12 protein-coding genes are annotated in these 12,074 nt (G+C 61.9%); all 12 read right to left on the bottom strand.

Features of this window, described 5'->3' with window-relative positions:
* Positions 1-11: 11 nt before the first annotated feature.
* Positions 12-1,406, bottom strand: coding sequence for an amidohydrolase family protein (locus FHT28_RS33395; protein ID WP_168598614.1), 1,395 nt, complete (start codon positions 1,404-1,406; stop codon positions 12-14).
* 12 nt (positions 1,407-1,418) lie between these two features.
* Complete coding sequence (locus FHT28_RS33390) at positions 1,419-2,342, bottom strand: LysR family transcriptional regulator (RefSeq protein ID WP_037191769.1); 924 nt, start codon at positions 2,340-2,342, stop codon at positions 1,419-1,421.
* A gap of 35 nt (positions 2,343-2,377) precedes the next feature.
* Positions 2,378-3,154 carry an enoyl-CoA hydratase-related protein gene (locus tag FHT28_RS33385; RefSeq protein WP_047561651.1) on the bottom strand — a complete coding sequence of 259 codons (777 nt, stop codon included), beginning with the start codon at positions 3,152-3,154 and terminating at the stop codon, positions 2,378-2,380.
* Positions 3,151-4,308 carry a CoA transferase gene (locus FHT28_RS33380; protein WP_168598587.1) on the bottom strand — a complete coding sequence of 386 codons (1,158 nt, stop codon included), beginning with the start codon at positions 4,306-4,308 and terminating at the stop codon, positions 3,151-3,153. The genes FHT28_RS33385 and FHT28_RS33380 overlap by 4 nt, the downstream gene beginning before the upstream one ends.
* The gene (locus tag FHT28_RS33375; RefSeq protein ID WP_168598586.1) at positions 4,305-5,663 is read right to left on the bottom strand and encodes an FAD-dependent oxidoreductase; all 1,359 of its coding nucleotides are present in this window, start codon (positions 5,661-5,663) and stop codon (positions 4,305-4,307) included. Before FHT28_RS33375 ends, FHT28_RS33380 begins: the two co-directional genes overlap by 4 nt.
* A gap of 30 nt (positions 5,664-5,693) precedes the next feature.
* Positions 5,694-6,527, bottom strand: coding sequence for an ABC transporter permease (locus tag FHT28_RS33370; RefSeq protein ID WP_037191759.1), 834 nt, complete (start codon positions 6,525-6,527; stop codon positions 5,694-5,696).
* On the bottom strand, positions 6,524-7,336 hold the full coding sequence (locus tag FHT28_RS33365) for an ABC transporter ATP-binding protein (RefSeq protein WP_168598613.1): 813 nt from the start codon (positions 7,334-7,336) through the stop codon (positions 6,524-6,526). The genes FHT28_RS33370 and FHT28_RS33365 overlap by 4 nt, the downstream gene beginning before the upstream one ends.
* Positions 7,337-7,340: 4 nt before the next feature.
* Positions 7,341-8,375: an ABC transporter substrate-binding protein gene (locus FHT28_RS33360; protein WP_037191755.1), complete on the bottom strand. Its 1,035-nt coding sequence runs from the start codon at positions 8,373-8,375 to the stop codon at positions 7,341-7,343.
* A gap of 249 nt (positions 8,376-8,624) precedes the next feature.
* A complete protein-coding gene (locus FHT28_RS33355; RefSeq protein WP_168598585.1) occupies positions 8,625-9,344 on the bottom strand; it encodes a ParA family protein in 720 nt (239 codons plus the stop codon).
* 150 nt (positions 9,345-9,494) lie between these two features.
* Positions 9,495-10,577, bottom strand: a complete 1,083-nt coding sequence (locus FHT28_RS33350) for a chemotaxis response regulator protein-glutamate methylesterase (RefSeq protein WP_037191748.1) — start codon at positions 10,575-10,577, stop codon at positions 9,495-9,497.
* A gap of 3 nt (positions 10,578-10,580) precedes the next feature.
* Positions 10,581-11,432, bottom strand: coding sequence for a CheR family methyltransferase (locus tag FHT28_RS33345; protein ID WP_037191746.1), 852 nt, complete (start codon positions 11,430-11,432; stop codon positions 10,581-10,583).
* Between the two features lie 12 nt (positions 11,433-11,444).
* Positions 11,445-11,954 carry a chemotaxis protein CheW gene (locus FHT28_RS33340; protein WP_168598584.1) on the bottom strand — a complete coding sequence of 170 codons (510 nt, stop codon included), beginning with the start codon at positions 11,952-11,954 and terminating at the stop codon, positions 11,445-11,447.
* Positions 11,955-12,074: the final 120 nt, after the last annotated feature.

Genomic DNA, 12,074 nt, shown 5'->3' with positions numbered 1-12,074 from the left:
GTGGAGCAACATCAGGAGACACCAGGCCAGGCCGCGTAATAGGCTCTCGTCGCTTCGGACAAGGCGCGGACGAGGGGGCGTTGCTGCTCGAGCCTAGGCAAATCGGTCTTCGCCTGTGCTTTCAACTCCCGCAGGGCGGCATCGAAATCGACGCCGGTCAATTTCCCGTCGCGCATCACCTCACGTCCCGAAACGATCAGTCCCTTGGCATATGCGGCGCTCATGCGCGTCAGCAGGACTTCCGCCTCGTCGATGTCGTCGAATAGCGCGTCAGCGATCAGGGCCTGATAGTCCACGACGGTAAAGTCATCGGCGTCTTGTGCATTGATGACCTGGGCGCCGGTCCGGATGGCGGCGTCGAATAGCTGTCCTGCCGTTAGCCGGCGGATCAGTCCGCGGCCTTCATGCAGGAGATGGAGCAGCCGCATCTCCCGCCAGAGGTCCTGATCGTCGTCAAACCCGGTGCCGTCGAGGCCGATGGCGAAGGCAGGGCCGCCGGCTTCGGCGATCGCAGCGACCGGCGCCACCCCAGAACGCAGGCGCAGGTTGGCTGTAGGATTGCTGACAAGCTGGACGCCGCGCTCGGCCAACAACGCATATTCGTCGGGGCGCAATTGCACACCATGCGCGACTGCCAGGCGCGGCGACAGGAAGCCGATCCTGTCGAGATAGTTGACCACGCCTTCAGGAAAGCGCCGGTCGAGCCAGATACGTTGGCGCGGACTTTCCAGCAGATGCATGTGGATGCGCCTGTTATGGACGGCGGACGCCTCCGCAATCGACTCAAGCAGCGCGTTTGAGCACCATTGCGGCCCGATGGGTCCATATTGCACATCGACCAGCGAGCTGGAGTTTGCTGCCGCAACTGCCTCGACCGCTGCAAGCTGCGCGTGGATCGGTGCATAGACCGGAATGGTCGGCTCCAAGGCCTGCCAATCGCTTGCCGACAGGAAGGATTTGAGCCGTTGCGGCCCTCCGTCATAAGCCCAGGCATCGTGGTCGAGCAGCGGGCAGGACAGCGCAAGCCGGATGCCGATATCGCTGGCGGCGCGCATGACATCCTTTGCCTCGCCGACAAGGCGGTCGACATTCAGAGAATTATGGCAATGCATGGTGGCGCCGACGCCGGTTCTGGCGAGCCGGCCGAAGGCGACGAGGGCCTCCATATAAGGGTCCGTGCGCGGGCGCAGTCTCAGACCCGGTATCCATACTTCCAAAGCATCGTCGAGGGTGCTGAAATCCAGTGTGCGGATACCGTAGCCGTGATCATGCGCGTTGACCGGCGAGGGCAGCACCAGATCGCCCGATCCGACGTTAGCGGCTTTCAGCGCCGGCGGTAGCTCCGCCTCGTTCTCGATCCTTCGGGCCGGCGCATGGCCGGGATTGAGCAGCAATCGCACCGATATCACCGCTTTCTTTTATCTTCCGACCACGGCATTGATCTTTTCACCGAATTTCGCCAGCTCCTCGCCCATCGCCTTGGCGACGACCTCGGTCGCGTGGGTGAGCTGGCGCCTGCGCGACACGACGATGCCGACCTCAAGATTGTGCAGTTTCGAGCCGGCGATCGGGATCGCGACGGCCTCTCCCGCCTCCAGCTCGCGCAGGAGGCCGAGCGGCGTAAAGAAGGCGACGCCTTCGCCGGAGAGGATCAGGGGCTTGAGCATCATCTGATTGTTTGTGGCGACCAGCGTGCGGCCGACTCGGTTGAGCGCGCCGAGCTCCACCGCGATCATCGAGCTCATGACTTCGTTGTCGAGCTGCAGCAGCATGTTGAACTGGGCGCATTCCTGCAAGGTCACCGACCTTTGCCGCGCGAGCGGATGGGTTCTGGAAACGATCACCATCAACGGCATGGGCACGCCATGGATGAGCTTCATGTCATGCGGACGGGCGAGATCGAAGGTCACGCCGATATCGACGTCTCCCTCGGCGAGGAAGCGGAAAATATTGTTGTAATTGTCGGTGCGGATCCGAAAATCCACAGCCGGATGCTTCTTGTGGAAGCTGGACACGAATTCCGGCAGGAACTGAATGGCGAGGCTGTCGAGCGCGGCGATGTGGACGCGGCCGGTGCTTTTGCCGTGGAGATCGCCGAGATTGGATTTCATGATCTCGTATTCATGCAGCGTTTCCTTGGCGTGCCGCAGCACGATTTCTCCTGCCGACGTCAACCGCAAACCATCGGAGAAGCGCTCGAACAGCGGTGTGCCGAGCTCGTCCTCCAACTTCTTGATCTGGCGGCTGACGGCGGAGGTTGCGACATGCAACTCGTCGGATGCCTTGCGGATCGATCCGGAGCGCGCGACCTCGGCGAAATACTTCAGGATGCTGGCATGCATGAAAAGCCCTCGGCAATCTCGAAGCTATAGCATGCCTACTTGCCGCGCCAAATCGGAGCACGCTTCTCCTTGAAGGCAGCGACACCCTCCATGGCGTCCTCGCTTTTCAGTGCCTTGATCAGGGCCGGTGTTCTCAGGGCCTGTGCTTCCGCCGGGCTCAGATGGGCGGTGCGGTTCACCGTCTGCTTGATGGCGCGCAACGACAGCGGCGCGCAGGCGACGATATCCGAGACCCAGCGATCGACGGCGGCGTCAAGCTCTGCAGCCGGCACGACCTCGTTGACGATGCCGAAGCCCGCCATCTCGTCGGCGCTGAATTGCCGTCCGGTCAGCATGACGGCCATGGCGCGATTGAAGGCGATCTTGCGCTGCAACAGGATCATGCCGCCATCGAGCGGCATGCGGCCGACGCGCGCCTCAGGCAGGCCGAAGCGGGCGGTTTCCACGGCGACGACGATATCGCAGCCGAGCACCATCTCGAAGCCGCCGCCAAGCGCATAGCCGTTGACGCGGGCAATGACAGGCACGTCGAGCGAGCGGCGAAAAGCGAGGCCACCAAAGCCGTTCTCGCGTCCGACAGCCCAATAGTCGACCCCGGAACTGCCGCTGCCGCCCTTGAGGTCGGCGCCGGCGCAGAAGGCTTTCTCGCCGGCACCGGTCAGGACAACGCAGCTGATATCGTCGCGCCGTTCTATCTCGGACCAGATCGCCTCAAGCTCCGCCTCGGTCTCGGCGTCGACGGCGTTCATCCGGTCCGGCCGGTCGAGCGTCACGCGCGCGACCCGATCCTCGACTGAAAAGGCGACGCTCATGCCGCGTCTCCCTGGAGTTCGGAGAGCGAAGCCAGGATTTCGTCATTGTGCTGGCCAAGTCGCGGTGGCGCGATCCGCACGGTCACTTGCGCTGAAGACATATCGATCGGCGAGCCGATGAGGCGGATCGGGCCGGCCGCCGTCTCGCCGGCCTCGAGGATCATCTTGTTGATGACGGTCTGCTCGTCCTTCAGCGCTTCCGGCAGTGAGCGCACCGGCGCGCAAAGGATATCGACACCCTCCAGCCGCTCGATCCAGTGCGCCGTACTGTTTTTGGCGAAATTGTCGCGGAAGATCGCCTGCAATTCCGGCCGCCGCGCCATCTGGGCGTCGAAATCCTTGTAGTGCGGATACTGCGACAGGTCCTCAATTTCGAGCGCCTCGCAGATATCGCGCAGCGGATTTGGCTTGAAGGCCCCGACCATGACGATGGCGCCATCCGTGGTTTCGAAAACGCCGGTCAGCGGGAAGGCGCCCCAGTTCAGGTCCTTCTGCCGCATCAGATGCGTCGTGCCTTCCTGCATCTGCATGGCGATCATGGAATTGTAGAGGCTGACGGCCACCTGCTGGCCTTCGCCTGATTTGTCGCGCTGCAGGAGAGCGAGCAGAATCCCCTGGACGAGATGCATGCCGGCCGAATAGTCGGCGAGCGGCGTCGCGTAGATTGACGTCGGATGGCTGCTGTCGGACTTGCGGCGCATGACGCCGGAGACGGCCTGCGCCAGCACGTCCTGGCCGCCCTTGTGCTGGTAGGGGCCGCTCAAGCCGAAGCCGGTGCCGACGGCATAGATCAGGCGCGCGTTGATCTTTTTCAGGTCTTCGTAGCCGAAGCCCATGCGTTCCATGACGCCAGGGCGGAAATTGTTGACGACGACATCGGCCGTCTCGATCAGCGTCAGCACGGACTTTTGTGCCGCCGGATCTTTCAGGTCCAGCGCCAGGCTCTTCTTGTTGCGGTTCAAAGAGCAGAAGACGGGATTGTTGAGGCCGTCCGGATCGGAGCCGAGCGACCAGCGGGAGAGATCGCCGATCTTGACTTTCTCGATCTTGATGACCTCGGCACCATAATCCGCCAGGACCTGCGTGCAGGATGGGCCAAGCATCACCTGCGTAAAATCGATCACGCGAATTCCGTCGAGTGGCAAAGTCGTCATTCTGCAGCCTCCAAATATGTCGCGTTCTCCGAGGGAATGTCGCCGGGATCGGCTCCCTGAGCCCGCATCTGCTTCTGTATTGCACTGACATCGGCCTTGCGGACGGTCGTTCCCGCATTGAGGGCAATCGTTGCCGCCACGCCCGCCGCTTCGCCCATCGCCATGCAGGGCGGGATTTCGCGGCTGGCCTTCTGTGCCTGCGGGGTTGCAGAATAATGCCGGCCGGCGACGATCAGCTGATCGATCTCCTTCGGCAACATCGCCCGGTAGGGCGTGTAGTAGTCGCGACCACGGCAGACCGTATCGGCGAAGTGACGGCGCGACATGACGTCGTCCTTGGTAACGACGTAGGCGCCTTCCAGCTGTCGTGTCTGACGCACTCCGGTCTGCGGTGCGAAGTCGACGACATAGGCATTCTCGAAGCCCGGCATCTTCTGGCGGGCAAATTCGAGCAGCTTGGCTATGCGCGAGCGGCCTTCGATCTCGGCCTTGGTCAGATCCGCCACTTTCAGGCCGCTCAGTGTCGGCATATGCGGGCAGTTCAGCCAGACGATGCCCGGCAGCGGGGTTTTCAGCCACCAGAAGGACCAGCAGCCGCCGATCAGCCGCTTGGCCTCGTGATCGAGCGCCTTGAAGGCTTCGGGCTCCTGCCGCTCGAAGCGCTCGGCGGCCTCCGTATCGACGCCGCCCCAGCGCGAAACCGTCGTCAGGATGAAATTGGATTCGATATGTGCAGCGCCGGCGCTGGCGGCCACATCCAGATCGCCTGTCGTGTCAATGACGACGTCGCCGAGGATGGCCTGCATGCCTTCCTTCGTCTGGCAGATCACGCCCTTGATCGTCCCATCCTCGACGATAGCCGAGGAGAACCAGCTATGGGTTCTAAGCTTGATCTTGGCTTCACCGATCATGTCGTAGGCGGCGCGCTTGAATGCGTCGGGATCGAATGCCGCCGAAAAGCAGATCGGATGCGGCATCGCCTGGGTGTGGAAGTCGAATAGACCCCAACGCGCCCAGCGCTGCCAGGCCTCCGGCGTCTCCCTGAACTCGATCAGGCGGTCGCGATCGGTCGGCGTGACGCAAAGGCCCCAGACCTTCATCCGCTCGATCATTTCCATGCAGATGCCGCGCACGGTAATCTCAAGCTCGTTGATCATGTCGTCGAGCACCAGCACCATGCCGCCGGCGGCAAGGCCGCCGACATAGGGATAGCGTTCGAGAAGCGTGACGCTTGCGCCGTTCCTGGCGGCTGATACCGCTGCGGCGATCCCGGCCGGGCCGCCGCCGACCACCACCACATCGGAGCGATCGACGACAGAGATATCCCGTGCAGGCTGATGAATAACCTGTGTCATTGGTGTTTCCTTGATGTTGTTCTTGAGCGCTCAGTGCTGGCCGGCCGGTTTCCAGCGGACCATCTTCGCCTCGGCGATCGACACGATGAAAAACAGGATCACGGCGAGCAGGGCGGCAATCACCACCGTTGCGTAGAGAAGCGGCGAGCGGAAATTATAGGTCGCCTCGATGATGAGCGCGCCGAGCCCGAAACTGGACCCGATCCATTCGGCCACGATCGCCCCCATGACGCTGCTGGTCGCCGCGATCTTCAGGGCGGCGAAGAGGAAGGGCAGCGAGCTTGGAAGACGAACCTTCCAGAGGATTTCGGAATTGCTGGCCGAAAGAACCCTCATGAGATCGAGCATTGCGGGGCTCGCCGAGCGAAGACCCTGAACCATGTTGACCAGCGTCGGGAAGAAACAGATGAGGCCGGCGATAATGATCTTGGGCGCGACGCCATTGCCAAAGATCAGGACGAGGATCGGCGCGACGGCGATGATCGGGATCGCCTTGATGAAGACAGCAATTGGATAGAAGGCCTTCTCCGCGGTGGCGCTGTGAACGAACCAGATCGCCAGCAGGATCGCGACGAGATTGCCGAAGACGAAACCGAGGACGGCTTCGAGCAGCGTCGGCAGGAGGTTGCGTGTTAGTGTCGCGGCATTGTCGCGAAACGCATAGAGGACATCGACCGGCGCTGGGGCCATGAAGGTCGGGATCTTGAAGATCCAGATGACGGCCTGCCACAGCACGATGCAGCCGAGTGCGGCGAGGATCGCCGGCATGTTCGAAGACAGGACGCCGATGGTCGCGTCGAGGAGAGCCACCTTGCGCGGCGCCTTGGTAACCCCACGGATTTCGGAGTGCACGGCGTTGCTCATATGCATTCCTCCAGCAGCGCGCGCAGATGGGCTGTAACCCTGATGAAATCCACGGTGTCGCGCATGGAAAGCGCGCGAGGATAGGGGAGGTCGACCTTCATGAATTCCTTCACCCGGCCGGGATGGGCCTGCAGCATCAGCACATGCTGGCCGAGGAAGGCCGCTTCCGGGATGGAATGGGTCACGAAGATGATGGTGGTTCCCGTTTCCCGCCAGATGCGCAGCAGTTCCTCGTTGAGCTTGTCGCGGGTGATCTCGTCCAATGCGCCGAACGGCTCGTCCATCAGCAGGATGCGCGGCTTTGTCACCAATGCGCGGGCGATCGCCACACGCTGCCGCATGCCGCCCGACAGCTCATGCGGCAGGGCGTTCTCGCGTCCTTTCAGGCCGACCAATGCCAGCAATTCCATCGGATCGGCATAGGAGCTCTTGTCGTGCCTGCCGACTTCGAGCGGCAGGCGGACATTGTCGATGACGCTGCGCCATGGCAGCAGCGTCGCCTCCTGGAAAACGAAGGCGAAATCGCGGCCTTCGCGTGCCTGGCGCGGCGGTCGGCCGAACACCGAAACCGAGCCGTTGCTGATGTGAACGAGGTCGGCGATGCAGCGCAGCAGGGTCGACTTGCCGCAGCCCGATGGTCCGAGCATGGTGACGAACGAGCCCTCGGGAATATCGACTGAGACGTTGGACAGGGCGGTGACCTCATTGCCCCTGTCTCCGAAGCGGATGTCGAGATCGCGAACGGAGACCGCAAGCCGTGCGGTTTCGACACGCGGCATCGGCTCCTTGATGGTGGCGGCACTCATCATCGTATCACCCGATCTGTTTGCGAATGTCGGTCGTCGCATCGAGGATCGCCATCGTGGCAACATCGTCGACGGTCGGAACCGTGCCGGCAAACTGTTTCAGGTCGGCATAGGCCTTGATCTGAGCCGTCCAATTATCCTTGTTCATCGCGCCCCAGCCAGTTTGCTTGGTGCTGTCGCCGAAGGAGAAGTCGATGACCGAATGGACTGCCTCCAGTTCGCTTGCCTTGTCGAGATTGGGATAGGCTTCCACCAGCATGCCGACGGCTTCTTCCGGATGGTCGCGAACATAGCCCCAACCCTTGGCGGCTGCCGTCGTGAAGCGGACCAGCACGTCGGAATGCTTGTCCAGCTGCTCGTCGGTCGTGTAGTAGACGTTGGCGTAGAGCTGCAGGCCGGCATCCCAGAGCATCATGTCGACGCGATCATCTCCCAGCACCTTCAGCGCATTGGTATTCGTCACCCAGCCGGTCACCGCATCGGCCTGGCCGGTGATCAGCTGGTTCATGTCGGAGCCCATGTTGACCATCTTCACCTTGTCCTCCGGAATGCCGTTCTTGGCGAGAAGGGCGCGCAGCAGGATGAAAGCGGTGGGCTGAGTGGCGATCGTCTTGCCGATCATGTCCTTCGGCTCGCGGATCGGCGCCTTTTTCAACGAGAAATAGGTAAAGGGGTGCTTGCGATAACCAGCAAGAAACGCCTTGACCGGCATGCCGGCCGAGCGCGCGAGCATGACAGAGGGGCTCGAAGAAATCTGGCCGATGGTGGATTGGCCAGCGGCCACGCCGGCCACGCCATCGACATTCGGACCGCCGGGCACGATGGTGAGATCGATGCCCTGTTCGGTGAAGAAGCCCTTCTTCTGGGCCGCGACTTCACCGATCAGGCCGTTGGAAGCGAGCCAGCCGAGCTGCATGCGGACCTCGGCGACATCAGCAGCCTTGCCGGCGCGAATACCGATGAAAGTCTGCGTCGCGGCGAGACCCCCGACCAACGCAGCATTGGATAGGAAGCGGCGCCGATTCATCATGAATTGAGACATTCTGATAGTTCCCCTGTTGATCGGGCGATCGGACTTTTCGTCTCGTTATCCACCGATGGAGCGATGATGGGGGAATTCAGCGTTCTAATAAAGAACAATTATGCGGATTATTAATTGCCGAAAAGGCAACGCAAAGGGCAAGCGCGTCAGCCGGCGTTTTACGTGTACGAAGTCGGCAGCATGTCGCCAACGCGCTGCGTCACCACGCGCCGCGCAGGCGGCGAATAGGCCCATAAACCTGGGCGCTCGTCAGGCCGAGCGTTTGAGTTCGTCGGCCTTTGTCTGATCGACGCGGCCGCTATAGGGCAGAATGCGGCGCAGAACTTCCTGGGCGAGAGCCTGGGCATTTTGCCGGGCCTTGTCGAGATTGCTGACGCTTTCCGGATCGATCGAATAGAGGGTCTGGCCATAGCCGAAGACTTCGCGGTAAGCGGCGCGCTCGATGATTGGCGTGGAGAGCACATGGACCCGCCGGCTCGAGAGCAGTTCTTTCACCGACTGTAGTGCGCGTGTGGTGACCATCGGATTGACGCGGGTCAGCACGACCGAGTGCGGGATACGAATATCGGCGCGATCTTCCAGATACTGGAGAAGCTCGATGACATTGGTGGCGCCCTCCGCATCCATGGCGGATCCCTGGACGGGGATGAGCACATAGTTCGAATAGCCGAGCGCCTGTGCGAGCAGGGGGCTGCGGGCGCCGGGCAAATCGATGAGAAGGAAATCGACCTCGTCGCGCAGCTTGCGTGCATGCTGGCCGAGATTGGCGGCTGTCACATAGGGAATGGCGGATAGCGAGGATGGCGCCCTGTCGCCCATCCGCTCATACCATTTGGAAATCCATAGCTGCGGGTCGGCGTCCAGCACAGCCACCGAAAAGCCCATTCTGACGAGCTCGCAGGCGACGATGACGACGGCGGTGGTCTTGCCGGCGCCGCCTTTCGTATTGGCAAAGGTCAGAACGGCCATGGGCACTCCGTGGGGTGATCGGTCGGGCAACGCAATGGGATGGGCGAGGGGCTGTCATGGCTTGTGGAGATGGTTACGCATTTATGGTTAACAAACCATTTTGAATGAGGCTGCAATCCGCCCCGGCAGCGGCTTTGCGCACCGTTACCATCAATGCCGTTTATCGGCAGCCAGGATCTCGCGGGCGATCTGATCGAGCGCCACGGTCCTGTCGACACCACCATGGGCGATCGCTTCCTTGGGCATGCCGAAAACGACGGATGTCTCCTCGTCCTGGGCGACGGTAAAGGCCCCGACCGCGTGCATTTCCTTCATACCGCGGGCGCCGTCGTCTCCCATGCCGGTCATGATGATGCCCATGGCGTTGGCTGCAGCCGATCGTGCAGCGGAGCGAAAGAGGACATCGACGGACGGCCGGTGCCGGGAGACGAGCGGACCTTCCTTAATGGAAACGACATAACGAGCGCCCTGCCGCTCCAGCAGCATGTGCTTGCCGCCGGGTGCGATCAGAACGTGGCCGCGCAGCACAGGGTCGCCGTGTTCGGCTTCCTTGACCTCGACTTCGCAAAGGCTGTTCAGGCGTTTGGCGAAGGCGGCCGTAAATTTCTCCGGCATATGCTGCACGATGACGATGCCGGGCGTGTTGGCCGGGAGTGCCACCAGCAGTTCGCGCAGCGCCTCCGTGCCGCCCGTGGACGCGCCCACGCAGACGATCATTTCCGTGGTCTTGGCCATGGCCCTGCCGCTCGGCGGCGGCAGCACCGCATCGGCTGTCAGCTTGGCAGTCGGTCCGCTTGCGGCAACCAGGCGCCGACGCGTGGTTCCAAGCCGGGCTGCTGCGGCGCCCTTGACGGTTTCCCGGATCATCGCGGCCGTCTCCGCCAGATGATCGGCGGCCGCGATCTTGGGTTTCAGGATGACGTCGACGGCGCCGGCCTCCAGCGCCTGCATCAGGGTTTCCGAACCGGCCTCGGTCAGGGAGGAGCACATGACGACCGGAATGGGGCGCTGCGCCATCAGCTTGCGCAGGAAGGTGATCCCATCCATGCGAGGCATTTCGACATCGAGCGTGATGACATCGGGAATTTCTTCCTGAATCTTCTTCGCGGCCACGAAGGGATCGGCGGCGACCCCCATGATCTCGATGTCCGGATCCGCCGAGAGCACCTGTGTCATCACTTGGCGCACGCTGGCGGAGTCGTCGACAATAAGAACGCGGATCTTTCTGGCCATGTGTCAGACCTTTCTGAAAACCGTGTTGGCGACCTGCTTCACCGGCAGGTTGAGCCCACTGATAGTTTCGGAATGACCGACATAGAGAAAGCCGCCCGGAACCAGCTTGTCGCAAAGCCGGGACAGCACCTTTTCCTGGGTCGGCTTGTCGAAATAGATCAGGACGTTGCGGCAGAAAACGATGTGAACCTTGTCGCCGATATCATAGGCCCGATCCATGAGGTTGAGACGGCCGAAGCCGATTCTTGCGCGTAATGTCGGATGGATGCGCACTTCGCCGCGTTGCGGGTCGCGGGCCTCCATCACATAGCGTTCGCGCCTTTGCGGATCGACCGGATCGACCATCGCGATCGGATAGACGCCCCTGCGGGCCGCCTTGAGGACATCTGTGGAAAGATCGGTGGCGAGAATGCTGTAGTCCGGCGCACCGTTGGCTTCGCGATAATCCTCTATCACCATGGCTATGGTGTAGGGCTCGGCTCCGATGGAGCAGGCTGCACTCCAGACGCGCAGCCGGCGGTGGCCGGCTGCCAGAAGCTCAGGCAAGGCGGAGCTTTCCAGATGCTCGAAATGCTTCGGCTCCCGGAAAAAATCGGTCTTGTTGGTTGTGACCGCATCGATGAGGTGTATGGCCTCGCGATCGATGCCGCCGCGCTTGAAGAGGTAGTCGCAATAGTCGTCAAGATCGATGATGCCGGTTGCCCTCAACCGGCGCCTCAACCGCCCCTCCAGCATGGTGCGCTTGCCGGGTGGCATCTTGATGCCGCTATAGTCGTAAATGTAGCGGGCAAGCTGGTCGAAGTTCCGCCGGCTTAACCCGTTGTCACCGTAGTCTCTCAGATCCTGGGCGGGCACTTTAACTCTCACTCAAATGACGGCGGATCCGGCAACGGTCCGACCGGCGTCCGTGCTGACCAGCGAAACCGCGTCGGCCGGCGAAAAGAGTTTCGCCAGGTCGATGATGACAACGAATCCAGTTTCCCGGCGCACGACGCCCGCAATATATTCGGACGGCCAACGCACCCCGATATCGGGGGCGCTTTCGACCGATTGATGTTTGAAGGACGTGACCTCGAAGACCCGGTCGGCAACGAGGCCGAGCGTCAGCGCCTTGTCAGCGATTTTCACATCGATGACGAGGATGCGGGTATGCGGGGTCTTTGTCGTTCTGGACATGCCAAGGCGCAGGCGCAGGTCGATGACCGGGACGCCTTGGCCTCGCACGTCGCGCAGGCCGAGCAGATAGTCCGGCCCATGCGGAATGCGGAAGGCATCCTGATGATCCAGGATCTCTCTGACCACCTCGACGGGAACGGCAAAGCATTCGTCGTCGAGGCCGAAGGTCACATATTGGGCTTCTGAGTCGGGCACAGCCATTTACGCGCTCTCCTTGAATTCGGCATCATCGGCGTCAGGCCCACCCATGGACATGTCGAGGGAGAAGCCTTTGAGGCGGGCCTGCTGCGCGGCGACGCTGTTGTCGGCGCGGGCAGCCGG

The sequence above is a fragment of the Rhizobium sp. SG570 genome (genome assembly GCF_012275345.1).
Classification (GTDB): Bacteria; Pseudomonadota; Alphaproteobacteria; order Rhizobiales; family Rhizobiaceae; genus Rhizobium; species Rhizobium lusitanum.
Note: the sequence above shows the minus strand (reverse complement) of the source record. Positions and strands in the feature narration are given on the sequence as shown.